Source organism: Yoonia vestfoldensis SKA53, from assembly GCF_000152785.1.
GTDB classification, from domain to species: domain Bacteria; phylum Pseudomonadota; class Alphaproteobacteria; order Rhodobacterales; family Rhodobacteraceae; genus Yoonia; species Yoonia vestfoldensis_A.
Genome location: NZ_CH672414.1, coordinates 1613635 through 1636857, shown reverse-complemented (window position 1 = coordinate 1636857; position 23223 = coordinate 1613635). Strand labels below are relative to the sequence as shown.

Sequence of the window (23223 nt, the reverse complement as noted above, 5' to 3'; positions counted from 1 at the left end):
ACCGATCCGACAGGATCAGCCAGCCTTGTCCAATTCGAACGCATCATGCAGGGCCTGCACGGCAAGTTCCATGTATTTCCTGTCGATCAGCACAGAAATCTTGATCTCGGAGGTTGTGATGACCTTGATGTTGATTCCTTCAGCAGAAAGCACCTTGAACATCTTGGCCGCAACGCCGGTATGGCTGCGCATCCCGATACCGACGACGCTGACCTTGGCGACACCTTCATCGGCGACCAGATCATGAAAATTGATCGCGCCTGACGTCTTGGCATCGTTCATCGCCTTTTCAGCGCGCAGCACCTGATCCTTGGGGCAGGAAAAGGTCATGTCTGTGCGGCCTTCTTCGGATATGTTCTGCACGATCATATCCACGTTCACGCCTGCATCCGACAGCGGGCCAAAGATCGCAGCGGCGATGCCAGGGCGGTCCGCGACCGAGATCAGGGTCATTTTCGCCTCGTCGCGGGAATAGGCGACACCGGCCACAACATTGGATTCCATGATTTCCTCCTCATCGCAGACCAGCGTTCCGGCGCTGTCCGATGGTTCTTCAAATGATGACAGCACCCGCAGGCGCACTTTATACCGCATAGCCAGTTCGACGGATCGCGTTTGCAGCACCTTGGCCCCGAGCGAGGCCAGTTCGAGCATTTCCTCGAACGAAATCTTGTCAAGCTTGCGGGCCTTCGACGTGATCCGCGGATCGGTTGTATAGACCCCGTCCACATCGGTATAAATATCGCAGCGTTCTGCGCCAAAAGCGGCCGCAAAGGCGACAGCCGTGGTGTCCGACCCGCCACGCCCAAGCGTGGTGATCCGGCCTGCGGCACTGACGCCCTGGAAACCGGCAACTACGGCAACCTTCATCCCTTCGCCGAATTTGGCGGTGATGTTCTTGGTCGGAATTTCCTCGATCCGCGCAGAAGCATGGGCATCGGTGGTCAGAACTGGCACCTGCCAGCCTTGCCAGCTGCGCGCAGGAATATCCATTTCCTGCAACCGCAGCGCCATCAGCCCAGCCGTCACATTCTCACCCGAGGACACGATCGCATCATATTCGTGCGCATCATATAGCGGCGATGTCTCGGACACCCAGCCCACCAGCTCGTTGGTCTTGCCCGACATGGCCGACACGATGACGATGACGTCATAGCCATTGGCGACCTCGACAGCGACGCGTTTGGCCGCGCGCGCGATCCGGTCAAGATTGGCCACCGAGGTGCCCCCAAATTTCATCACAAGCGTCGGCATCGGTCATCCTTGCAAACAAGCGGCGTTGATCCGCGCCCGTTTACTGGTGCGCCGCGCAAAGCGCAAATGCTTAGTAAGGATGCACGCGCCCGTCCCATGTCTCGAAACAGCCCGATGTCGCAGGGCCAAGGGCGGCGAACCGCGCGATCAGGCCAGTGGCACTTTCATCCACGCTGATCTCGGCTGTGGACCCGCCCATATCGGTGCGCACCCAGCCCGGATGATAGATGCCAACACTGATCCCTTCTGCTGCCAGATCGCTGGCCAAATTCCGGCCAAGGTTCAGCGCCGCAGCCTTGCTTGCGCGGTAGATATAGCTGCCGCCCGGTGCGCGTGTATGCGATGCCATCTGCGAGGAAATAATCGCGATCTTGCCGGTCTGCGCGCGGCGCAGATGCGGCAGAAACGCCTGTACGGTCAGGAATACGCCGGTGACATTGGTGGCAAAGCCATCCGCCCACATATCTGCCGGATAGCCCTGATCGAGTGATTGGCCCTTGTCGGCATAAACACCCGCATTGCAGACCAGCAGATCAAGCGCCTGATCCGCCATCGTGTCAGCCAGCGCATTGACCGTTGCGGGGTCGGTCACATCCATCCTGTGCAATCGCGCGCCTGCGACACGCGCGGTGCCGGTGACCTGCGCACCCTGCGCAGCGTAACGGTCGACCATGGCCTTGCCGATGCCGCGATTGGCACCCGTGATCAGAACATGCATCAGTTCACTTTCTTGGCGGGAATGAATGGCAATGGCATCACGGGGATACCATCCTCGGCCAGCTTGCGCGCCTCGGCCAGATTGGCCTCGCCATAGATCGGGCGGTCCGGCGTCAGCCCGTCATGCATATCGCGCGCTTCTTTGGCAAAGGCGGTGCCGACATAATCGGCGCTGCTTTCGATTTTCTTGCGTAGGGCGGCCATCTGGTTTTCGACCGGTGCCGCGGTCGTGGCGATTGCCGGAGCCATCACCGATTTCGTCACGACGCTCGAGCCGCAGACGGTGCAGGACACATGCTTGCCCGCGACCAGCTTGTCAAAGGCAGCACCCGATTGGAACCAACTTTCGAACTGGTGGTTCTGGTCGCATTTGAGATGGAATCGGATCATGGCTGCCGGCGTTGTTGCATGTGGAACAGTTAGGCTTTTTGCCCACCCTTGCAAGTCAGCGCAACACGGCCGGATCAAAGGTCGCCACGATCTTTTTCAGCGCCGGTTCTTCGAGCTTTTTAGCGGCCTTTTCGGGGCTGAACCATTTGCGCTTGCGCTGGTGTTTTTCGGGCCACTCGCTCAGGACCTGCTGAACATGGACCGGATAGACCATTGCCACGATCGGCGCGTTCACATTGCCCAAGGGCTTGATATAGCTATAAATTCCCAGACATATATCCAGCGCCTCGCCACGCAGCCCGGCCTCTTCATAGGCTTCCATCGCGGCGGCGGCGGCCGGTGTCTGTTTGTGCATCGGCCAGCCCTTGGGCAGGATCCAGCGACCGCGAGTGCGGCTGGTGACCAGACAGATTTCGACTCGATCAATGTTGACCCGCCAGCACAGTGCTGCGAATTGCGCGCGAATATCGGTCTTGCGCCCGGTCGCGAATTTCAATGGAATCTGTTGCGCGGGTAAATTGGCCATGGTTCCGATCTTAATCCGGGTTACATCCCGGCGATGAATGACGTTATGACCGCCCTGTCAGCACGAACAAGCCCCCTGCCGCAATTTATCGGCGCTGAAATCTATCGCGGCTCGACCTATGGGCCGTGGCATCCGTTGCGGGTGCCGCGGGTATCCACGGTGATGGACCTGTCGCGCGCGCTGGGATGGCTGCCGCCCGCGCAATTCATCACCAGCCCGCGCGCGAAAACCGCTGCGCTGACAGGTTATCATACCGCGGCCTACCTGGCTGCCCTGCAAGCGGCAGAAGCCGCCCAAACCGTCAGCGACGCGGTGCGCGCCCGCCATGGCCTTGGCACACCGTCCAATCCGGTCTTTTCGGAAATGTTCCGCCGTCCGGCCACGGCGGCGGGTGGGTCGCTGCTGGCGGGCGAGTTGCTCAAAAACGGTGGCATCATCTATTCGCCCGCAGGCGGCACCCATCATGGCCTGCCTGACCGGGCGAACGGGTTTTGCTATCTCAACGATCCTGTGCTGGCGATCCAGTCGCTGCGGCGCAACGGAGCGCAGCGCGTCGCTTATGTGGATATCGACGCGCATCACCCCGACGGGGTCGAGCATGCCTTTGCGCAAGACCCCGACACGCTGCTGATATCGACGCACGAGGCGAACCGCTGGCCGCGCACCGGGGCGATCACCGATCAGGGGGCGGGGCAGGTGTTCAACCTGCCGGTGCCTGCGGGGCTGCATGACGACGACATGGCACTGATCCTGCACGAGCTGATCCTGCCCGCTGTCACGGCCTTTCGGCCTGATGCCATCGTGCTGCAATGCGGGGCCGATGCGGTGCTTGAAGACCCGCAATCGCGGCTGTGCCTGTCCAACAACGCCCATTGGGCGGTGGTCGCGGCCCTACGCGACATCGCCCCGCGCTATCTGGTGCTGGGCGGGGGCGGCTATAACCCTTGGTCCGTCGGGCGGCTCTGGACAGGGGTCTGGGCCGTGCTGAACGACCACGAAATCCCTGACCATTTGCCGGATCAGGCTACAGGCGTGCTGCGCGCGCTGCGCTGGGACGGTGCGCCCAAACGCCTGCAGCCGCAAGATCACTGGATGACCACGCTGCGCGACGCCCCGCGCCACGGCATGATCCACGACGCGGTGCGTTCCGGCGTGGCCCAACTCAAACCCCGCATCGTTGGAGCCTAAATATCCCCGCCGGAGGCCTCAACTGCGCCAACAGGCGCAGGCAGACCCGCCAAGGCCCGCGGTAGGGCGGCGAGTGTCCGGTCCACAGCACCTGCGTGATCCGCATAAAAGCCCGCGATCTGGTCGTCGGTCACGACCATGGGTGCTTGGACCGCTTCCAGCAGTTCGGCCTCGGTCATCACATGGTGGCAGACGCCTGCCGCAATCGCCTCTTGCGCGGGATAGGCGATGGTCCAGATATGCGGGCCGACGATCACGGGTTTGCGCAGCGCCAGCGGTTCGATGATGTTATGCGCGCCTTTGGTCACAAACCCGCCACCGACGATGGCGCGGTCACACAGCGCAAGGTAGAAATACATCTCGCCCATGCTGTCGCCCAACAAGACGTCGATCTGCGGCAAGTCACGCGCGCCAAGGGCGGCATCCAGCACCTCGGACCGGCGCGCAAAGCGCAACCCTGCGCCCTCCAGCATCGCCGCGACTGCGTCAAAACGTTCCGGCGCACGCGGCACATAGACAAAAAACGCATCCGGCACGCGCCGGATCATGTCGATATAGACCGCGTCTTCGCCTTCAACGACGCTTGTCAGGGTAAAGGCGGGGCGGCCAGCCACCAGCCTATCGCGCAAGCGGGCTGCGGCCTCCAGCTGTGCTTGCGGGATCGGCTGGTCAAAGCGCATCTCGCCGGTGACATGAATGTTGCGCAAGCCTGCGGCAACGAACCGTTCTGCCTGCAAGGCTGATTTCACGAACCCACCCGCGAAACCGCCTGTCAGCGCCGCGCGCAACCCCCAGCCTGCCATATCCTTGTCAAAGCTTTTCTGCGGATATTGCGCGTTGCACATGAACAATGGCACGCCGCGCGCGCGTGCCGCCATGATCATGCGCGGCCAGATCTCGATCTCCATCACCAGCCCGTATTTCGGCGCAAAGCGGCGCAGAAAGGCCGCATAGGCCAACCCCATGTCGAACGGCACCCACGCGACCTGCACACGGCCCGCCGCAATCTCGGTCGCAAATTCGCGCACAGCCTCGCGCCGTCCGGCGGGGGTAAAATGGGTGGTCAGCACGCATTCGCCCTGCGCCAGCAGCGCGCGGATCAAGGGCGTGGCAGAGCGCATTTCGCCCAATGACACCGCATGGACCCAGACGGGATTGCGCAAACGGGCGCGCACAAGGCCAAAGCGTTCGGCGAGATGCGCGCCATAATCGGCATCCTTGCGGGCGCGCACACGCAAATAGATTATCACAACGGGCAGCATAAACCACCAGGCCAGCCCGTAAGCCAGCAATGCGATCCGCAGACGCAAGGGGGGAAAACGGTCAGTCATGGCGCGCTTTCACCAAGGCCAGCAGGTCGCGGACCAGCAGATCGGTCGCGTCACCTGCGTCCTGTGCTATGGCCTTTGCCTTGCCTGCCACTGTTGCCAAATCACCGTGTAACGCGCGGGCAATGGTGGCAGGATCATGCACCGCAATGGCCCCGCCTGCACCAAGGGCTGCGAAATCTGCGGTGAAATTGTCAACATTCGGGCCGTGCAGCACGGCGCAGCCCAGTTGCGCCGCCTCCCACGGGTTATGCCCTTCGGTCGCATCAAACGTGCCACCGATCAGCACGGCGCGGGCCACGCGATAGACCAGCCCCAGATCGCCCAAAGTATCGCAAAGCCAGACCGGATCAGCGGGGCCGGGCAATGCAGCTTGGGATTTCATCGGTGGTGGGGCAGGGCAAGCGGCCACAATCGCATCCCGCCTGTCGGGATGGCGCGGCGCGATGATCAGCAAGGCATCGGGGATTTGCGCGCGCAGCAGGTTATGCGCGGCCAATGCCGCCGCCTCATCAGCCGGATGGGACGGGGCAGTGGCCCAGACGAAACGGGTCCCGACGGCGGCCTGCAGATCGCGCAAGGCGGACGGGTCACAATCCAGCGGCGGCGCGGCCGGTTTCAACGACCCGCTGACCCGTGCCGTGGCCCCCAGCTGCGTCAGATGGGCGGCGCTGCCTGCGTCCTGCGCCGTCACCAGCGCCATACGCGCATAAAGGTCGCGGTACAGCCCCGCAGCCTTGCCATGGCGCGCAAAAGAATCCGCGTTCATTCGCGCTGCGACCATCGCCTGCGCAATCCCGCGCCTATCCGCATCATGCACCAGCCCCGGCCATAGATCCTGTTCAGCCCAGATGCACAGGTCAGGCCGGAAATGGTGCAAAAACTGCTGCCGATAAGTGGGTGCATCTAGCGGCAAAAACTGGTGGATCGTGCGAGGCGGCATCTGTGCGCCAAACACCCGCGCAGAGGCTGCGGTGGTTGATGTGACAAGGAAATGCAGGTCAGGCGCTGCCGCCGCCATCCGCGCGATCAGACCACGCAGCGACAAGATCTCGCCCAAGCCCACGGCATTGATCCAGACGAGGCGACCAGCAGGGCGCGCGGCCAGCCCGCGCCCTTGCTTTTCGACCCAGCGTGTCGGGTGTTCCTTGCCGCGTTTGCGTCTGCGGGCCAGCACCGGGCCTGCCACAAGCGGGATCAGGTGACTGGCCGCAAGATAGGCGCGCAGGGCCAGACTGGCCTTAGGCATCGTGGTCATGGAATGTCTTTTGCAGCGATCCGGTCCAGAAGTCGGGCTCTGCCAGTACCGCTGCGAAACGGCCCGCCGCCGACCCGCCGCCAAAGGCGTCATGGCGCGGATAGGACTTGCCCCACTGCGCTGTCACAAACCGGGCGATGGCCGTAGAATCGCCTGCATCGGCAAAGAACACCGACGGCGATTTCGCGCGGTTGGTCTGGCGTGTGCCGATATCGAGCGACGCCAGCCCCAGAAAAGGGGCTTCTCGCACGCCCGCAGAGGAATTGCCGACCATGACGGCGGCGTTTTTCATCAATTCACTGAAATGGGCAAACCGCATGGAGGGCAGCACGCGGAACCTGTCCTTGGGCAGGGCGTCGATTGCGGCAAAGATCGCCGCTGATCCGGGGTCGTTATTGGGGGCGATCACCACAAAATTGCGCCCCGATGCCACCAGTGCGGCGAATAGCGCGCTTGCCTGCGCGCCCATGCTGGCGGCCTCTGATGTGACAGGGTGGAACACGCAAATGCCGTAATCGGCAAAGGGCAGCGCATAGCGGTCTTTGACCTGCGCAATCGTGACACCAGACGGGCCTGCATGGAAATCCAGCTCGGGCGAGCCGATGGCGTGGATGTGGCTGGCCTGTTCGCCCAGCGACATCACCCGTCGTGCGGCATCGTCCGAGGACACGAAATGATGGCTGGCTAGCTTGGAATTGCAGTGACGGTAGATTTCGTCGATGGTGCCGCTGACCTCGCCGCCTTCGACATGGGCGCAGCGGATGTAATTGGTGGCACAGACCAACGCGGTGGCCAGCGCTTCGACCCGGTCACCATGGATCACCACCAGATCGGGGCGATGTTCCTGCACGAAATCGGAAAACCCTATCACTGTTTTCGCAAGGATCATGTCCTGTGGATCACCGGGGCGCTGGTTGAGAAATTCATGCACTGTGACACCCGCCATCCGGTGTACCTCGAGCTTGGTCAGCCCGTAGCTTTGCAGCATATGCATGCCGGTCACAAAAAACGCCACCGTGAAACCGGCATCACGCGCGGCCACGGCCAGCGGTTCCAGCTTGCCGAAATCGGCGCGGGTGCCTGTCACGAAAAGGATGTAGCGGGACATGAAGTTTCCGTCGCAAGGATGTTTGGCGGCCCTGACGGGCCATATGCCGCAGGTTATCGCCGCTGCTGCGGAAAGGAAACCGGCATTGGCGATCGCGCGTGGCCAGACAGGGGTGATTGTGACAGATTGATGAGGTCCACCGCGTTATCCGCTTGACGGCAAGTCCCGTGATCCTTAGGGAAACACCCCATGAGGCGAGTGGGCAGGTAGGTTATGCAGCGGATTGCAAATCCGTGTAGAGCGGTTCGATTCCGCTACTCGCCTCCAATAAATCCAGATCATTGACGTGGGTTTTGCGCTGTCCGGTTTGCCGGACACGGCAATATTGCACCCGTCAGGCCATGCGCCTGGCGGACACCGCCGTCGGCTGACAACATGGGCTTTCGCCGCATTCACATCAATTGGCTGGCAAAGGGTGAGAGGTTGGACAACGACCCAAGTGGGGCTCGTTATGGCTGCTTCCTTCCGGACCTGACCAGGTTGGCGAGGCACTCGCCCGCGCCAACCTCTCGACCCACCACATAGGACAGCGAGCAGCCAAGCGCAAGGTCTCAGAGCGCCAAGCGGTAGCGGGTGAAACCGTCAGCCTGCGTCCCGGCGTTGCAGATGCGGTCGGTCATGTGGTGCCGGCCATCGGGGGCCGAGATGAAATCGACAAAAGTGTCCGGGATCGGCGCAAAGCGCCAAGGCGCCTTGATTGGCGCCGTCACGACACCTTGGCACTGGACTCTCGCTGTCAGGATGTCGCGGACCGGCTGGCGGGACATGGCCAGTATATCGTGCATGGGGATCGGGGGGAAACCGCCGCCGCCAAAGCTGCGATAGCTGTTGGCGACAACCGCAAAACATTGCTCTGGCCGGACCGGTGTGCCGTTGTGCTCCAGGTCGATGATTCTCGCCGCCGCTGGTGCGCTGATGCGGCCTGCCGCGTCATGCCGAGGCGGCTGTGTTAGGTCGATCGTATAGGTCAGCCCATGGAAGGCATCAAAGACATATCCTGCGAAATCGGGGTTCAGCAAAGCTTGGTCGGCCCTGCCCGGGATAATCTGATGATAGCCCGACACGGCCTGTTCCAGCCAAGCGCGCAATTCGGCGCCGGTGCGGCGCGCAATCACTGGCGTGTCGGCATAGGGATAGATCGCGCAGACGTCTCGGCGCATGATCGGCCCCGGCGGAATGGCGACGTAGCAGGACGGCCCGCCCAAACCTCCGGCGCGAACCGGCGATACCGCTGCGATGATCGGAAGGCTATTGGCCGGCAGCACCGAGGCGGCATGCGCGATCAGCGCCTGACCAAGGATATGGCTGGGCAAGTCGGGACTGATGCGTGCAAAATAGCTATGGATCGGCACCAAGGTGCGCGCGATCGGCTGCCTGACTTGGCGCAATGTGGCGCTATGGGCGGGCTGCACGCCTGCCTTGATCCTTGCGCTGATTGCGCTGTCTGGCACTTTGGGTGCGGCGGGCAGGACCGCGCTTGTGTGGTTGGTGACATGCCAGCCATCCGCGGCGCGGCGCAGCCTGAGCGTGATTTCCCCCAACGATTGACCGTAAAAGCCTGCGCCAACCGCCGGTTTGCCATGAATCCGCCCTGCGACCGGATCGACATAAGGGGTGGCAGGACGCGTGGCGTCGGGAAATATCTCATGCGTGTGGCCGGTCAGAATCGCATCAATGCCCGGCACAGCCGCCAGCGGCACGGCGGCATTTTCCATTCCGGGCCGGTGGTCTGCGGTGTCGATCCCCGCATGGCACAGGGCGACGATGATATCCGCCCCTGCGGCCTTGATCTGCGGTACGATGCGGTGCGCGGCCTCGACGATGTCGCAAGTGGCGATCGCATCGGCCAGCTTGACCTTGTCCCATTTGGTGATCTGCGGCGGCAAGAACCCGACGACGCCGATCCGCAGGGGATGATCGTGGCCATCCTCACAGCGGATCACGCGGTCAAGGATCACAAAGGGCTGCGCGATCTGCGCCTGATCGCGCCAATCGACATTGGCGCAGACCACCGGGCACGATGCATCCTGCAGGACCTGCCGCAGAAAGGGCAGCCCGTAGTTGAATTCATGATTACCAAGATTGATGGCATCGTAGTGCAGCGCAGCAAAGGCCGCAATCATTGGGTGTGGGGTCTTGGCCGACCCGGCCTGCGCCAATGTATCGGCCAGCGGATTGCCTTGCAGGAAATCGCCGTTGTCGAAAAGCAGTGTCAGGGCCGATTGGTCGGCGCGCAAGGCGGTGATCTGATCAGCCAGATGAACCAGCCCTCCGATCTGTTCGGCGCGGTCGGCAAAGTAGTCATAGGGCAGTATCTGCATATGCAGATCCGTCGTCGCCAGAATGCGCAATGTCGCCTGACAGGCACCGCGCCCGTTCGTTGCCCCCATGAACCCCGTCCTTACCATAACGCAACCATAGGGTGAAATTTTGCCATGGCTACAGCATGTTGTCAGAAAAGTTTGAACTCTGCCCCGACCCGTGTCATTTCGATCAGATGATGTTATCTGAAACAGTGACTTTTGGTGGCTCTGCGCTGGACCGTGCGGCGCATTTGCGGGCGGATCCGGCTGTTGCGGGGCAAGCGGGGGCGCGCGCGATCCTGCTGTGGCGTGGCAAGCCGATGGTCATTGATGACACGCTGGTGCAGGTGCCGCTGGATCATCCGGTGATGGCCGATACCGCGCCGGACCTGATCTTGCTGGGGCGCGATGATGCGGGGCCGGTCTTTGCGGCTGATCTATCGGGCTGGACGCCGCCTGATCTTGACATCACGCATCTGGACACCTTTCTTGACCCGTCAGAGCAAAAGCATCCGGCGATGCCCGCAGGTGCCGGTTTTTTCGAATTGCGCGCGATCATGACGCGATTGACCCCGCGCGACGCCGAACTGGCCGCGACCGCCAAGGCGGTGCTGGGATGGCACGACATGCACGGGTTCTGCGCCCGCTGCGGCGCGCAAAGCGTGATCGCCATGTCCGGCTGGCAGCGCGATTGTCCGGCCTGCGGCGCGCATCATTTCCCGCGCACCGACCCTGTCGTCATCATGCTGATTACCCATGGCAACGCCGTGCTGGTGGGCCGGTCCCCCGGCTGGCCCGAGGGGATGTATTCGTTGCTGGCCGGTTTTGTCGAACCTGGCGAAACGATCGAAGCCGCCGTGCGCCGCGAAGTGCGCGAAGAGGCGGGGATCCATGTCGGTGCCGTGCGCTATCTGGCAAGCCAGCCTTGGCCGTTTCCAGCGTCTTTGATGTTTGGTTGTGCGGGCGATGCGCTGGGCACCGACCTGAGCATTGACCGGACCGAGATCGAAGACGCGTTGTGGATCAGCCGCGAGGATATGGCGCTGTCCTTTGCGGGATTGCACCCGACAATCAAGCCCGCGCGCAAAGGCGCCATCGCGCATTTCCTGATCGAAAACTGGCTGGCCGACCGCAGCTATGATGGTAGCGCAGATGCGCCTTGACATGCGGGCCAATATCCATGCCGCGATCGCCGATGTGACCTGTATCGCCCTTTGATGACTATCAAAGGCCCGCGTTGGCTGCGGCCTCATGGCGGCGTGCCGCGGCGGGATAGACGCCCATCACCAGCAGATGATCGGTGAAATAGCGCAACTCCTCCAGCGCAAGCTGGACATTGCGATCCTCGGGATGGCCTTCGATTTCGGCATAGAATTGTGTCGCGGTGAACTGGCCACCGACCATATAGCTTTCCAGCTTGGTCATGTTGACGCCATTGGTCGCAAAGCCGCCCATCGCCTTGTAAAGCGCGGCCGGAATGTTGCGCACACGGAAGACGAAACTGGTGACCATGCCGAAATCGCCGCGCCGTGTCTGGTCAGGCGCGCGGGCCATGATCAGGAACCGCGTGGTGTTGCGGTCATGATCCTCGATATGGCGGGCGAGCACCTGCAGGCCATAGATCTGCGCGGCAAGTTCCGACGCAAGCGCCGCTGTGGTCAGGTCTGACCCCTGCGCCACTTCGCGTGCGGCACGGGCATTGTCGGTGCTGGTGCGGCCCGCAATGCCGTGCTTGCGCAGAAATCCCGCGCATTGCGGCAGGATCACAGGATGGCCGACAGCGGTGTCGATGTCGGACAGGTTTGCCCCCGGTTTGGCCAGCAGGTTGATATGCACCCGCACAAAGGTTTCATCGACAATATGCAGCCCGCTCTCGGGCAGCAGCGAATGAACATCCGCCACGCGGCCATAGGTCGAATTTTCGACTGCGATCATCCCCAGATCGGCATCGCCATTGCGCACGGCGGCGATGGCATCCTCGAATGTGGCGCAGGGCAGGGGCGTGTGATCGGGGCGTGCAGTGGCGCAGGCTTCGTGGCCGTAAGCCCCCAATTCCCCCTGAAAGGCGATGTTGCGTGACATGATTGTGTCCCCCCGGACAGCAAAGGCCAAAAATGGGCATTTCGTCGCGCCACTATACCTTGCAACGGCAGGGGGGAAGCGGATACATGTCTGCTGACTTTTATCTCTGAATGGACCGCGACATGTTCGACACAATGACAATCACCAAAGCCGTAGGCGCGCTGTGCGCGACTTTGCTTGTTTACCTGCTGGGTGCCTGGCTTGCATCGTCGATCTATTTCGGCGGCGGGCATGAATACGGCGAACAGGCCTATATCATCCCCGTGGAAGAGACAGCGTCCACCGAGGATGAGGCCGTGGAAGAGGTTGATTTCGCCGTGATCATGGCCTCCGCCAGCGCGGCTGACGGCGAGACGCTGTGGCGCAACTGCCGTGCCTGCCATGTGCTGGAACCCGGCGTGCATGGCACAGGTCCCGCGCTCTATGGTGTTGTGGGCCGCCCGGTGCAATTTTATGATAACTTCTCCTATTCAGGTGCGCTGATCGCAGCTGCCGATGTCTGGACCCCCGAAAATCTGAACGGTTTTCTGGAAAACCCCCGCGGCTATGCTGCCGGCACGACGATGGGGTATAACGGGATGCGCGCGATCGAAGACCGCGCCAACCTGATCGCCTATCTGGCCACGTTCAATTAATCGGCCAGGCATGTGACCAAAGGCCGCCCGCTACCGGGCGGCCTTTTTTATTGGTATATGCACATGAACACGGAATGATCACGCATTCTCAACTTGAATCTTTGCCGATCCGCGCCGTAGCGTTATTTAACCATACGGCTTGTCGAAACTGGAGTTTATGATGTCTTATCGCCCCAAGGTTCGTGTCATGGCACAGCCGCAGCCCGACCAGGCACTGCATATGCGTCTTTGGGCCGTTGGGTCGATCGCTGCGATTGCGCTTTTGGCGGCACATGACGCGCGCGCGCAGACCGCGTCCAACATCATCGTGTCGCACGGGTTCAACGAATATGGTGACCTGAAATATCCCTCCGATTTTCCGCATCTGGATTATGTGAACCCCGCTGCGCCCAAAGGCGGAGAGATCAGCATTTCCGCCGACGGGTCATTCGACAGTATGAACCCGTTTGCCACATTGTCGGGCACGCCGGGGTCATTGTCCTCTGTCATGTATGAACGCATGATGGACAGTACAGATGACGAGGTCGGGTCGTATTACTGCCTGCTTTGTACAACGTTGGAATATCCTGCCGATCAGGCTTGGGTCATCTTCAACCTGCGCGATGACGTGACCTTTTCGGATGGCACGCCGATGACATCGCAGGATGTGGTCTTTACCCATAACCTGTTCGCCGAACAGGGCACGCCGTCGTTTCGCGCGGGCATCACCCAGCTGGTGACAGGGGCCGAGGCGCTGGACGACTACACTGTCAAATTCACCTTCAATCCGGAATCGCCGCGCCGTGGCCGCGTCAGCCAGATGGCCAATACGATCGTCATGCCGCAAGACTGGTTCGAGGAAAGCGGCGCGCGGCTGGATGAAAGCCGGCTCAACACAGCGCCCGGTACCGGCCCCTATATGGTCGACAGCGTCGATCCGGGCCGCCAGATCATCTATCGCCGCAACCCCGATTACTGGGGGCAAACCCATCCGATCAACATCGGGCGCGCCAATTTCGACACCATCCGTGTGGAATATTTCGCCGACAGTTCCGCCGCGTTCGAGGCGTTCAAGGCGGGTGAATTCACCTTCCGGCGCGAAAATTCCTCGATCAACTGGGCGACATCTTATGATTTCCCCGCCATCGACCAAGGCTGGGTCGTGCGCGACACGTTGGCCGATGGCACCTTGCCTGCGGCAACAGGTTTTGTGTTCAACCTGCGGCGTGAAAAACTGCAGGACCGCAATGTCCGGCTGGCGCTGGGGTTGATGTATAATTTCACGTGGACCAATGATAACCTGCAATATGGTCTGTTCCAGCAACGCAGCAGTTTTTGGGAAAACGACCGCCTGCGCGCCGCTGGCCAGCCCGCAGGGCGCGAGCTGGAAATGCTGGACACCGTGCGTGCCATGCTGCCAGAGGCGATTTTCACCGAAGACGCCTTTATGCCGCATACCAGCGGTGATCGCCCGCTTGACCGCGACAACCTGCGCCGCGCGCTTGATCTGATGGAACAGGCGGGCTTTACGCCGGGCAATGACGGCATGTTGCGCGATGCGGATGGGCGGACGCTTGACATTGAATTTCTGGAAACGCGCCAATCGTTTGACCGGATCATCACACCCTATATCGAAAACCTGCAACGGCTGGGCGTGAATGCCACCTATAACCGTGTCGATCCGCCCCAATATCAAGCGCGCACGCAATCAAACGATTACGACATGATCTTTGGCGCCTACAGCAGCGGGTTGCAGGAAGGCACTGGCATCGAACAGAAATATGGCTGCGAAGACCGTGACGACGTGTTCAACCCTGCGGGTTTCTGTTCGGCTGCTGTTGATGCGCTGGCAAAGTTCGTGACAGGTGCCGATGATTACGAAGAAATGGCCGCAGGCGTCCGCGCCATCGACCGCGTGATGCGGCAAGACTATTTCATGGTGCCGACATGGTATCTTGGCGCAAACTGGGTCGCCTATTTCGACATGTATGAATACCCCGAAAACCTGCCGGAATTTGGCCTCGGCTATCTGGATTACTGGTGGTTCAATCAAGGCAAGGCCGATGCCTTGATCGCCGCCGGCGCGTTGCGGTAAGTTATGGGCGCCTATATCCTTCGACGGCTGTTGTTGGTCATTCCGACCTTGCTTGGGATCATGATCATCAACTTTGCGCTGGTGCAATTCGTGCCGGGCGGCCCGATTGAACAGATCCTTGCCAATCTCGAAGGGCGCGGCGATGTGTTCGAATCCTTTTCCGGCGGGGGGGGTGATGCCGATTTCGGCGCTGACAACGGCAGCGAATATGTTGGCGCACGCGGTCTGCCGCCCGAATTCATCGCGCAGCTGGAACGCGAATTCGGTTTTGACAAGCCGCCGTTAGAGCGGTTCCTCAATATGATGTGGAACTACATGCGGTTCGATTTTGGCGACAGCTATTTCCGGTCGATCAGCGTGTTCGATCTGGTGATGGAAAAGATGCCGGTGTCGATCACACTTGGCCTGTGGTCCACGCTGATCGCCTACCTGATCTCGATCCCGCTGGGTATCAAAAAGGCCGTGCGCGACGGCACCCCATTTGACACATGGACCAGTGGCGCCATCATCATCGGCTATGCGATCCCCGGTTTCCTGTTCGCGATCCTGCTGATCGTGCTGTTTGCAGGGGGGTCCTATTACCGCATCTTCCCGCTGCGGGGGCTGACCTCATCCAATTTCGCGGATCTGTCGTTGATCGGCAAGATCCTCGATTACCTTTGGCACATCACGCTACCTGTGCTGGCATCCACGATTTCGGCCTTTGCCACGCTGACGCTGTTGACCAAGAACAGCTTTCTGGACGAGATCAAGAAACAATACGTTATCACCGCCAAGGCCAAGGGGTTGTCGGAATCCCGCGTGCTGTACGGCCACGTCTTCCGCAACGCCATGCTGATCGTGATCTCGGGCTTTCCGGCGCTTTTCATCGGCGTGTTCTTTGGCGGATCGCTGATCATCGAAACGCTGTTCTCTCTTGACGGTTTGGGGCGGCTGGGGTTCGAAGCGGCCGTGGCGCGTGATTATCCGGTGGTCTTTGGCACGCTCTTCGCCTTCTCGTTGATCGGGCTGGTGGTGGGTATCATCACCGATATCACCTATGTCTTCATCGACCCCCGCATTGATTTCGAGGCGCGCAACACATGATGCGCCTGTCCCCTCTCAACCAGCGCCGCTGGCGCAATTTCAAGCGTAACCGCCGTGCGGTCTGGTCGCTGATCATCTTTGGCGTGCTGTTCGGTCTGTCGCTGTTTGCGGAACTGATCGCCAACGACAAACCTATCCTTGTCAGCTATCAAGGCGACTGGCGGATGCCGATTGTCAGCTTTTATTCCGAACGCGATTTCGGCGGCGATTTCCCCACCCAGGCCCGCTATCAGGATGTCGAGGTGCAATGCCTGATCAAGACCGGCGGCATGGAATCCTGTTTCGACGACCCTGACGGGCTGATCGCCGCCGTGGATGCAGGCGAGGATCTGGGCGAGGGGTTCCAGCGCGGTTGGATGATCTGGCCGGTGATCCCGTATTCCTACAATACCATCGTTGACCGGCCAGGCGTTGCGCCTGCTCCGCCCTCTGCGCTGAACTGGCTGGGGACCGATGACACCAAACGCGATGTGACGGCGCGGGTGATCTACGGGTTCCGGCTGTCGATCATTTTTGCGCTGATGGTCACAATCTCTGCTTCAATCATCGGGATCACAGCGGGTGCGGTGCAGGGCTATTTCGGCGGCTGGACCGATCTGGCATTCCAGCGGTTCATCGAAATCTGGACAGGGACACCGTCGCTTTACGTCATCATTATCGTCTTTGCCATTCTGGGGCGCAGTTTCTGGCTCTTGGTCTTTCTGACGGTGCTATTCGGCTGGCCCGCGCTGGTCGGCGTGGTGCGTGCAGAATTTCTGCGCGCGCGCAACCTTGAATATGTCCGCGCAGCCAAGGCGCTGGGCGTGCCGGACCGCACGATCATGTTCCGCCACATGCTGCCCAATGCGATGGTGGCGACGGTGACGATGCTGCCCTTCTTGGTGACAGGGGCCATCGGCACGCTGGCCTCGCTCGACTTTCTCGGCTTCGGGCTGCCGTCTTCGGCCCCGTCGCTGGGCGAATTGACCCTGCAGGCCAAACAGAACCTGCAAGCGCCATGGCTTGGCTTTACCGCCTTCTTTACCTTCGCGATCATGCTGTCGCTTTTGGTGTTTATCTTCGAGGGCATCCGCGACGCGTTCGACCCGCGCAAGACCTTCATCGCCGACGGGTCCGTTCCGGTCGTAACCGCGCAAGACCTTGCCGTCGCGCAAAAGGCCCCCGTGAAATGACCCAGCCTATCCTTGATGTCCGCGATCTGCGCGTCGCTTTCCGGCAGGATGGCACCACGACCCATGCGGTGCGCGGCGTGTCGTTCCAGATCGGGCGTGGCGAAACATTGGCGATCGTCGGTGAAAGCGGCTCTGGAAAATCGGTGACCGCCCTGTCGACGGTGCAATTGCTTGGCGACAGCGCGGTCATGGCCGGCTCGATCACCTATAACGGCGTCGAGATGGTCGGCGCGAGCGAACCGGCCCTGCGCAAGGTGCGCGGCAATGACATCAGCTTCATCTTTCAAGAACCGATGACATCGCTGAACCCGCTGCACACGCTCGAAAAGCAGTTGGCTGAAAGCATCGAGCTGCATCAGGGCCAGCGCGGCCATGGCGTGCGCGACCGGATCATCGAACTGCTCAACCGTGTCGGCATCCGCGACCCCGAAACCCGTCTGGGTGCCTATCCGCATCAACTGTCAGGCGGGCAACGCCAGCGCGTGATGATCGCCATGGCGCTGGCAAACGGGCCGGACCTTTTGATCGCGGATGAACCGACAACCGCGCTCGACGTGACCATCCAGGCGCAGATCCTCGACCTGCTGGCCGATCTCAAACAGCGTGACGGTATGTCGATGCTGTTCATTACCCATGACCTGACCATCGTGCGCAAGATCGCCGACCGTGTCTGCGTGATGCAGAACGGCGAAATCGTCGAACAGGGACCGACCGCCGACATCTTTGCCAATCCGCAGCATCCTTATACGCAAACGCTGCTGGCGGCCTCGTCGACGGGCCTTCCTGCACCTGTGCCGGCCGATGCCGCCACCGTGCTGGAAACCGACGCCGCGCGGATCTGGTTCCCGATCACGGCGGGGCTGCTGAAACGCACTGTGGGGCATATCAAGGCCGTCAACAGCGCCACGCTCAGCTTGCGCGAAGGCGAAACACTGGGCATCGTCGGCGAAAGCGGGTCGGGCAAGACAACCCTTGCGCTGGCCGTGATGCGGCTGATCCGGTCGGAAGGGCGGATCAGCTTCATGGGGCGCGACATCCACACCCTCACCCAGCGCCAGATGCGGCCTTTGCGCAGCGACATGCAGATCGTGTTCCAGGACCCCTATGGCTCGCTCAGCCCGCGCATGACGGTCGAACAGATCATCGCCGAAGGTCTGGGCGTCCACGGGGTCGATCCCGGGCGCAACCGGCGCGACATGGTGGCCGAGATTATGGCCGAGGTCGGTCTCGACCCCGCGATGATGGACCGCTATCCGCACGAATTCTCGGGCGGACAGCGCCAGCGGATCGCCATCGCGCGCGCGATGATCCTGCGGCCCCGCCTTTTGGTACTGGACGAACCGACATCCGCTCTCGATATGACGGTACAGGTCCAGATCGTGCAGCTGCTGCGGGACTTGCAGCAAAAACACCGGCTGGCCTATCTGTTTATCAGCCATGACCTCAAAGTCGTGCGCGCCCTGTCGCACAAGGTGATGGTGATGAAACAGGGCGACGTCGTCGAAGCGGGCGAAGCAAATGCCATCTTTGACGCGCCCAACCACCCTTACACACGTCAGTTGATGGCCGCCGCCTTTGAAGGGCGCGCCATTCCGGCCTGACCCCAACTTCTTATTTCCAAAAATACTCCCGCCGGAGGCTAGAAAGTTTTTCAGCCGCGCCGCGATCTACCCGTCGGCGCCGATCATGAAACAGGTGGTGCCGCGCGCCTGCAAGCGGCGGCAGGCCAGATCAGCGGCTTCGCGGTTCAGCCCCATGAAATTGGCATCAAACCCGCCTGACCGTTGCACGACACGGCGCAAGGCCCCGTCGAGCGTATTCATCTCGTTCAAGGCGACCTGGAGCAGCACACGTTCCGCATCGAACCGGCTGGGATAGCGACCGACGTTCACACCCCAATGGCGCCCGCCCGATGTAGAAACACGGGTCACAACCTCTGGCTCACCCGGCGCAAAGCTTTCGGCAGGTGGCGCAACCGTTGCCATTGCCGCCATCTGCATCTCTGCCGGTGGTTCTGGACGGGCCTGTGGCATGACTGCGGGGGTGGCCTCGGCGACCTGCGCAGGTGCTTGTTCGGCCAATACATCCATCAAGGCTGCGTTGACGGCATCTGCCAGCACGGCGTTGATGATATCCTGATCGACGTTTGCGGCCACATCGACCTGCGGCGTGGCATCGGCTGCGGCGGCCACGACGACCTCTGTGTCAGCGGTGGCTGACAACAACATCTCAGGTTCAGGCTGCGCCGTCACGGGGCGACCAACCGGGCGATAGCTGCGTGTCACAAGCCCGTTCACGCGGATGACCTTGCCCGCGCTGCCGCGCAGGCTGTCGCCTGCGGCAACGGACCCGTCCGCAGGGGCCTCGGCCATCGCGCCGGGCGGTGTCGGGCGGTTTACATTGGCGCTGCGGGGGGCCGTGCTGAACCCCATATCCATCAATTCGCTGATCCTCGCATTGCGCGCTGCGGTGGATGTGCCGCCAAAGACAGTCGCGATGATCCGTTGGTCCCCGCGCTGCGCAGAGGCGACAAGGCTGAAACCGGACGCATTGGTAAAGCCGGTCTTGATCCCGTCACCGCCCGGATAGGAATCGAGCCAGCGGCGATTGGTGTGCTGCACGGTCGCAACGCCGGCATCAGCCGTCCTGCGTGAAAACAGATTATAATATTGCGGGAAATCATAGATCACATGCCGCCCAAGAACCGACATGTCGCGCGCCGTGGATAAATGGCCCGATTGTGTCAGCCCATGCGCATTGCGGAAAGTGGTGTTGGACATGCCCATCGCGGCTGCGGTCTGGTTCATCCGCGTGGCAAAGGCTTCTTCTGACCCCGAAATCGCGATCCCGATGGCCGTGGCCGCATCATTGGCGGATCGCACAGCAGCCGCCCGGATCAGATAGCGCAGGCGAATGCGCTGACCGGCGCGCAGCCCCAGCTTGGACGGCGGTTCGTTTGCGGCATGGGATGTCACGGTCACTTCGGTATCAAGCGAGATTTCACCGCGTTCGATTGCCTGAAACGCGACATAAAGCGTCATCATCTTGGTGAGTGAGGCGGGGTGCAGGCGGGTATCGGCATTGCGGGCGTGCAGCACCTCGCCGGTGCGCGCATCCATGACCAACGCCGCATAGGGGGCGGCAACCCCGCGGATCGGAGCGGCGATCAGAATGAAAATCAGAACGCAGAAATACAGCCCGTAATGGGCTAACTGTCCCGGACGACGTGCCATGTCGTTTGCCTCTTGCTGCCTCTGGCCCCGGATTTTTCCGGTGGCCTTATTATTATTCGAAAACGCTAGCACAAGTTTGCTTGCCGGAAAACACCCTAAATTCAAACACTTTCGGGGCGTTCATCGGGTGGATATGGCAGATGTGGTATAAGCGCACCGTCAACCCGCTATATCCGCGATTGGCGGGTTTTCCCTTTCTCGCATGATCCCCTTTTCTCTGGGCGGGCATGGTTTATATGTACGGCTATGACAGGACATTTGATGCGCGAACAGTTTCACATGATGGCTGACAAAGAGGACCGTGATGGCGGCAACCTCGGTGTTGCGCTTGAGACAAAGCCAAAGACAAAACGCCCGCCGATGTACAAGGTACTGATCCTGAATGACGATTTTACGCCGATGGAATTTGTCGTGCATGTGCTGGAACGGTTCTTTGGCCTGTCGCATGCCCAAGCCTTTGAACTGATGCTGACCGTCCACAAGAAAGGCGTTGCCGTCGTCGGCGTTTTCAGCCACGAGATTGCCGAGACCAAGGTGGCGCAGGTGATGGATTTCGCCCAGCGTCATCAACACCCGCTGCAATGCACGATGGAGAAAGAATAGCGCCTGCGCGTTATTCGTAACAGATATGCCACAGTCCCGCCTTAGCACCGCCATCCAAGACGGCCTTTTGGTCTTGGGCGCTGGCCATGTTGGCCTGATGCGCCCGCCCGCCAGCTTTGACATCTCGGACCTGCCGCGCGATGCGGTCAGCGTCATGCACAGCTATTACCCTGATGTGGCCGATTGGCAGATTGCGGGCCATACCGTCACGCAAGACCTTGCGCCATGTGAGACCGCGATCGTTGTTGTCCCGCGTGCCAAAGCGCAGGCGCAGGCGATGATCGCGCAGGCTTGCGCCACGGCCAGTCTCGTCGTTGTTGATGGCCAGCGCACCGATGGCGTGGACAGCTTGTTCAAGGCGTGCCGGAAACGCTTGGGTGACATCGCGTCAATCACCAAGGGGCATGGCAGGCTGTTCTGGTTTCCTGCAACCACCGCGTTTGCCGATTGGGCGGCGACGGGGCCGGTGCAGGGACCACATGGGTTTTTCACCGCCGCAGGCGTGTTTTCCGACGGTGCGGTCGATGCCGGCTCTGCCCTGCTGGCCCAGGCACTACCGCCGAAATTGCCGGCGCGTATGGCCGATCTGGGCGCGGGCTGGGGCTATCTGGCGCAGGCGGTGCTGGCACGCGACAGTGTCGCATCGCTGGACCTGATCGAGGCCGAGGCGCTGTCGCTGCAGTGCGCGCGGCTGAACGTGACCGATCCGCGCGCCCGTTTCCATTGGGCCGATGCGCTGCGGTTCACCCCCGACAAAGCCTATGACGGTATCGTCATGAACCCGCCGTTTCATGTCGGGCGGGCCGCTGACGCTGGTCTTGGGCGTGCCTTCATCCAAGCGGCGTCCCGCCTGTTGGCACCGCATGGCAAGCTCTGGATGGTTGCAAACCGCCATCTGCCCTATGAACAGGCCATGTCGGAAAATTTCCGCAATGTCGACATAATCGGCGGCAACAACGCCTTCAAACTGTTCCACGCCACCAAACCGACGCGCTGACCGCGCAAGGGAGCCCCCCCATGTCATTTTCCATCAGCGGTAAAACCGCGATTGTCACGGGGGCCGCCAATGGCGTCGGCCTTGCCATCGCGCGGCATTTTGCCGAAGGCGGTGCCAATGTCGTTTTTGCCGATATGGACGAAAAAACATTGCGCGCTCAGATGGGCGAAGAGGCTGAAAAAGCCAAGAATATCAGGCTTTTTGCGGGTGATCTGCGCAAGAAACTGACGATCACCAATCTGTTGTCCGCGACCATCGACGCCTTCGAACGGGTTGATATTCTTGTCAATGCGTCGCGCCAGGTGATGACAACCGACCCGCTGGATCCTGACGATACGTCGATGGATGAATTGTTGCAGCAAAACATGCTGACGGCGATGCGCGTCAGCCAGGCAGTGGCACGCCGGATGATCAAACAAGCAGGGACAGGTGGCGGAACGACGATCGGGTCGATCGTGAACATCTCGTCTATCGCGTCACGGCGCACCCATGCTGACCTTCTGGCTTATTCGGTCAGTTCGGCTGCGCTGGACCAATTGACCCGCTCTCTTGCCGTGGCCTTTGCCCAACACGGGATTCGCGTCAATGCAGTGGCATTCGGCAGCGTGATGAGCGCGAGCCTGAAAGGGTCGCTCAAGGACGATGACGAAATGCGCGATGCAATCTTGGAAAACACGCCGCTGCACCGGATCGCTAGCCCGGACGAAGTGTCGGACGCTGTGCAATATTTGGCGTCAGACGCTGCTGGTTTCGTGACCGGTCAGATCATTACCGTCGACGGTGGCCGGACCCTGATTGACCCGGCCTGCGTGTCTGCGCATTGATCATTCAGGATGCGCCACGATGCATTGCAGTACCACCTGATCCGACGTCGTTTGCTGCTGGTTGCGCCGTTCGATCAGTGAACTGAGCTTGGCACCTTCGACGTTGAGATCAATGGCCACAGGGCGGTTGGTCGTGAATGTTTCGGTCTCGTCACAGCTATAGCGAAATGTCGTACCGTCGCTGTTTTCGCCGCGACAGGTCTGGCGTATTGTCCTGATTTCCTGCTGTTCCTCGATCGCATAGCCGCGGGCCAGATTGCCTTGGGTTTCCGCGATCAGACTGTTTAGCACACGCAGATCGCGGGTCGCCTGACTGATGCAGTGTTCGCGCGGCGTGGCGCAGGCGGCCAATACCAAAAATGGCAGGATCATGAGGGTAGGGCGCATCGTCTTCTCCGGTTTTGGTCTGGAACATCGGATGATGTCCGGTATGGTAGTCCAAGAG

The 23223-nt window shown here is 61.0% G+C and carries 21 protein-coding genes, 1 tRNA gene and 1 other RNA gene; 11 read left to right on the top strand and 12 right to left on the bottom strand.

Annotated elements, in window-relative coordinates:
- Positions 1–15: 15 nt before the first annotated feature.
- The 4 genes from SKA53_RS08045 to SKA53_RS08030 all read right to left on the bottom strand — a co-directional run bounded on the left by SKA53_RS08045 (position 16) and on the right by SKA53_RS08030 (position 2887).
- Positions 16–1254, bottom strand: coding sequence for an aspartate kinase (locus SKA53_RS08045; RefSeq protein ID WP_007205620.1), 1239 nt, complete (start codon positions 1252–1254; stop codon positions 16–18).
- A gap of 70 nt (positions 1255–1324) precedes the next feature.
- Positions 1325–1972, bottom strand: coding sequence for an SDR family NAD(P)-dependent oxidoreductase (locus SKA53_RS08040; RefSeq protein WP_007205619.1), 648 nt, complete (start codon positions 1970–1972; stop codon positions 1325–1327).
- Complete coding sequence (locus tag SKA53_RS08035) at positions 1972–2361, bottom strand: DUF1178 family protein (protein ID WP_007205618.1); 390 nt, start codon at positions 2359–2361, stop codon at positions 1972–1974. The genes SKA53_RS08040 and SKA53_RS08035 overlap by 1 nt, the downstream gene beginning before the upstream one ends.
- 55 nt (positions 2362–2416) lie before the next feature.
- Complete coding sequence (locus SKA53_RS08030; RefSeq protein ID WP_007205617.1) at positions 2417–2887, bottom strand: NUDIX hydrolase; 471 nt, start codon at positions 2885–2887, stop codon at positions 2417–2419.
- A gap of 33 nt (positions 2888–2920) precedes the next feature.
- On the opposite strand from SKA53_RS08030, the gene SKA53_RS08025 reads away from it, so the two are divergent.
- Complete coding sequence (locus SKA53_RS08025; protein ID WP_007205616.1) at positions 2921–4075, top strand: acetoin utilization protein AcuC; 1155 nt, start codon at positions 2921–2923, stop codon at positions 4073–4075.
- Here SKA53_RS08025 and SKA53_RS08020 read toward each other — a convergent pair.
- From SKA53_RS08020 to neuC, 3 genes are read right to left on the bottom strand one after another with little or no spacing between them, the layout of a single operon-like run.
- Entirely contained in the window at positions 4072–5406 is a 1335-nt protein-coding gene (locus SKA53_RS08020) for a 3-deoxy-D-manno-octulosonic acid transferase (RefSeq protein ID WP_007205615.1), read from the bottom strand. The genes SKA53_RS08025 and SKA53_RS08020 overlap by 4 nt on opposite strands.
- A complete protein-coding gene (locus SKA53_RS08015) occupies positions 5399–6661 on the bottom strand; it encodes a 3-deoxy-D-manno-octulosonic acid transferase (protein WP_007205614.1) in 1263 nt (420 codons plus the stop codon). The genes SKA53_RS08020 and SKA53_RS08015 overlap by 8 nt, the downstream gene beginning before the upstream one ends.
- Positions 6645–7769 carry a UDP-N-acetylglucosamine 2-epimerase gene (gene neuC / locus SKA53_RS08010; RefSeq protein ID WP_007205613.1) on the bottom strand — a complete coding sequence of 375 codons (1125 nt, stop codon included), beginning with the start codon at positions 7767–7769 and terminating at the stop codon, positions 6645–6647. Before neuC ends, SKA53_RS08015 begins: the two co-directional genes overlap by 17 nt.
- A gap of 193 nt (positions 7770–7962) precedes the next feature.
- Here neuC and SKA53_RS08005 point away from each other — a divergent pair.
- Positions 7963–8036 (top strand) — tRNA-Cys (locus SKA53_RS08005).
- Between the two features lie 147 nt (positions 8037–8183).
- On the opposite strand, the gene ffs is transcribed toward SKA53_RS08005, so the two are convergent.
- Together ffs and SKA53_RS08000 are read right to left on the bottom strand one after the other, a co-directional pair.
- Positions 8184–8280, bottom strand: an RNA gene (gene ffs / locus SKA53_RS15230) — signal recognition particle sRNA small type.
- A gap of 40 nt (positions 8281–8320) precedes the next feature.
- Positions 8321–10159, bottom strand: coding sequence for a bifunctional 2',3'-cyclic-nucleotide 2'-phosphodiesterase/3'-nucleotidase (locus SKA53_RS08000; protein ID WP_007205611.1), 1839 nt, complete (start codon positions 10157–10159; stop codon positions 8321–8323).
- 107 nt (positions 10160–10266) lie between these two features.
- Here SKA53_RS08000 and nudC point away from each other — a divergent pair, with 107 nt between their 5' ends.
- Positions 10267–11235, top strand: coding sequence for an NAD(+) diphosphatase (nudC, locus tag SKA53_RS07995; protein ID WP_040483215.1), 969 nt, complete (start codon positions 10267–10269; stop codon positions 11233–11235).
- A 61-nt stretch (positions 11236–11296) separates the two neighbouring features.
- Here the strand turns inward: nudC and SKA53_RS07990 are convergent, their stop codons facing one another.
- A complete protein-coding gene (locus SKA53_RS07990; RefSeq protein ID WP_007205608.1) occupies positions 11297–12154 on the bottom strand; it encodes a prephenate dehydratase in 858 nt (285 codons plus the stop codon).
- A 122-nt stretch (positions 12155–12276) separates the two neighbouring features.
- Between SKA53_RS07990 and SKA53_RS07985 the strand changes: the two genes are divergently transcribed.
- The 5 genes from SKA53_RS07985 (at position 12277) to SKA53_RS07965 (ending at position 18722) form a co-directional block, all read left to right on the top strand.
- On the top strand, positions 12277–12789 hold the full coding sequence (locus SKA53_RS07985; protein WP_040483214.1) for a c-type cytochrome: 513 nt from the start codon (positions 12277–12279) through the stop codon (positions 12787–12789).
- A gap of 187 nt (positions 12790–12976) precedes the next feature.
- A complete protein-coding gene (locus SKA53_RS07980; RefSeq protein ID WP_242601251.1) occupies positions 12977–14863 on the top strand; it encodes an extracellular solute-binding protein in 1887 nt (628 codons plus the stop codon).
- Between the two features lie 3 nt (positions 14864–14866).
- Positions 14867–15949, top strand: a complete 1083-nt coding sequence (locus SKA53_RS07975; RefSeq protein ID WP_007205605.1) for a microcin C ABC transporter permease YejB — start codon at positions 14867–14869, stop codon at positions 15947–15949.
- Positions 15946–17121 (top strand): ABC transporter permease, encoded by a 1176-nt coding sequence (locus SKA53_RS07970; RefSeq protein ID WP_007205604.1) that lies wholly within the window; start codon positions 15946–15948, stop codon positions 17119–17121. Before SKA53_RS07975 ends, SKA53_RS07970 begins: the two co-directional genes overlap by 4 nt.
- A complete protein-coding gene (locus SKA53_RS07965) occupies positions 17118–18722 on the top strand; it encodes an ABC transporter ATP-binding protein (protein ID WP_007205603.1) in 1605 nt (534 codons plus the stop codon). Before SKA53_RS07970 ends, SKA53_RS07965 begins: the two co-directional genes overlap by 4 nt.
- Before the next feature lie 66 nt (positions 18723–18788).
- Here SKA53_RS07965 and SKA53_RS07960 read toward each other — a convergent pair whose 3' ends face one another.
- The gene (locus SKA53_RS07960; RefSeq protein ID WP_007205602.1) at positions 18789–20354 is read right to left on the bottom strand and encodes a D-alanyl-D-alanine carboxypeptidase family protein; all 1566 of its coding nucleotides are present in this window, start codon (positions 20352–20354) and stop codon (positions 18789–18791) included.
- Positions 20355–20633: 279 nt separating this feature from the next.
- Here SKA53_RS07960 and clpS point away from each other — a divergent pair, with 279 nt between their 5' ends.
- Genes clpS through SKA53_RS07945 form a run of 3 tightly spaced genes read left to right on the top strand, consistent with a single transcriptional unit; the run spans position 20634 to position 22778 of the window.
- The gene (clpS, locus tag SKA53_RS07955; RefSeq protein WP_242601250.1) at positions 20634–20957 is read left to right on the top strand and encodes an ATP-dependent Clp protease adapter ClpS; all 324 of its coding nucleotides are present in this window, start codon (positions 20634–20636) and stop codon (positions 20955–20957) included.
- A 25-nt stretch (positions 20958–20982) separates the two neighbouring features.
- Entirely contained in the window at positions 20983–21954 is a 972-nt protein-coding gene (locus tag SKA53_RS07950; RefSeq protein ID WP_007205600.1) for a class I SAM-dependent methyltransferase, read from the top strand.
- Positions 21955–21974: 20 nt separating this feature from the next.
- The gene (locus SKA53_RS07945; protein WP_007205599.1) at positions 21975–22778 is read left to right on the top strand and encodes an SDR family NAD(P)-dependent oxidoreductase; all 804 of its coding nucleotides are present in this window, start codon (positions 21975–21977) and stop codon (positions 22776–22778) included.
- Here the strand turns inward: SKA53_RS07945 and SKA53_RS07940 are convergent, their stop codons facing one another.
- The gene (locus tag SKA53_RS07940) at positions 22779–23165 is read right to left on the bottom strand and encodes a hypothetical protein (RefSeq protein WP_040482863.1); all 387 of its coding nucleotides are present in this window, start codon (positions 23163–23165) and stop codon (positions 22779–22781) included.
- Between the last annotated feature and the right edge of the window lie 58 nt (positions 23166–23223).

What these genes read in the sequence shown, in the direction of transcription:
- SKA53_RS08045 (WP_007205620.1), bottom strand. Translation starts at nt 1,254, where the DNA reads ATGCCGACGCTTGTGATGAAATTTGGGGGCACCTCGGTGGCCAATCTT.
- SKA53_RS08040 (WP_007205619.1), bottom strand. Translation starts at nt 1,972, where the DNA reads ATGCATGTTCTGATCACGGGTGCCAATCGCGGCATCGGCAAGGCCATG.
- SKA53_RS08035 (WP_007205618.1), bottom strand. Translation starts at nt 2,361, where the DNA reads ATGATCCGATTCCATCTCAAATGCGACCAGAACCACCAGTTCGAAAGT.
- SKA53_RS08030 (WP_007205617.1), bottom strand. Translation starts at nt 2,887, where the DNA reads ATGGCCAATTTACCCGCGCAACAGATTCCATTGAAATTCGCGACCGGG.
- SKA53_RS08025 (WP_007205616.1), top strand. Translation starts at nt 2,921, where the DNA reads ATGAATGACGTTATGACCGCCCTGTCAGCACGAACAAGCCCCCTGCCG.
- SKA53_RS08020 (WP_007205615.1), bottom strand. Translation starts at nt 5,406, where the DNA reads ATGACTGACCGTTTTCCCCCCTTGCGTCTGCGGATCGCATTGCTGGCT.
- SKA53_RS08015 (WP_007205614.1), bottom strand. Translation starts at nt 6,661, where the DNA reads ATGACCACGATGCCTAAGGCCAGTCTGGCCCTGCGCGCCTATCTTGCG.
- neuC (WP_007205613.1), bottom strand. Translation starts at nt 7,769, where the DNA reads ATGTCCCGCTACATCCTTTTCGTGACAGGCACCCGCGCCGATTTCGGC.
- SKA53_RS08000 (WP_007205611.1), bottom strand. Translation starts at nt 10,159, where the DNA reads ATGGGGGCAACGAACGGGCGCGGTGCCTGTCAGGCGACATTGCGCATT.
- nudC (WP_040483215.1), top strand. Translation starts at nt 10,267, where the DNA reads ATGATGTTATCTGAAACAGTGACTTTTGGTGGCTCTGCGCTGGACCGT.
- SKA53_RS07990 (WP_007205608.1), bottom strand. Translation starts at nt 12,154, where the DNA reads ATGTCACGCAACATCGCCTTTCAGGGGGAATTGGGGGCTTACGGCCAC.
- SKA53_RS07985 (WP_040483214.1), top strand. Translation starts at nt 12,277, where the DNA reads ATGTTCGACACAATGACAATCACCAAAGCCGTAGGCGCGCTGTGCGCG.
- SKA53_RS07980 (WP_242601251.1), top strand. Translation starts at nt 12,977, where the DNA reads ATGGCACAGCCGCAGCCCGACCAGGCACTGCATATGCGTCTTTGGGCC.
- SKA53_RS07975 (WP_007205605.1), top strand. Translation starts at nt 14,867, where the DNA reads ATGGGCGCCTATATCCTTCGACGGCTGTTGTTGGTCATTCCGACCTTG.
- SKA53_RS07970 (WP_007205604.1), top strand. Translation starts at nt 15,946, where the DNA reads ATGATGCGCCTGTCCCCTCTCAACCAGCGCCGCTGGCGCAATTTCAAG.
- SKA53_RS07965 (WP_007205603.1), top strand. Translation starts at nt 17,118, where the DNA reads ATGACCCAGCCTATCCTTGATGTCCGCGATCTGCGCGTCGCTTTCCGG.
- SKA53_RS07960 (WP_007205602.1), bottom strand. Translation starts at nt 20,354, where the DNA reads ATGGCACGTCGTCCGGGACAGTTAGCCCATTACGGGCTGTATTTCTGC.
- clpS (WP_242601250.1), top strand. Translation starts at nt 20,634, where the DNA reads ATGATGGCTGACAAAGAGGACCGTGATGGCGGCAACCTCGGTGTTGCG.
- SKA53_RS07950 (WP_007205600.1), top strand. Translation starts at nt 20,983, where the DNA reads ATGCCACAGTCCCGCCTTAGCACCGCCATCCAAGACGGCCTTTTGGTC.
- SKA53_RS07945 (WP_007205599.1), top strand. Translation starts at nt 21,975, where the DNA reads ATGTCATTTTCCATCAGCGGTAAAACCGCGATTGTCACGGGGGCCGCC.
- SKA53_RS07940 (WP_040482863.1), bottom strand. Translation starts at nt 23,165, where the DNA reads ATGCGCCCTACCCTCATGATCCTGCCATTTTTGGTATTGGCCGCCTGC.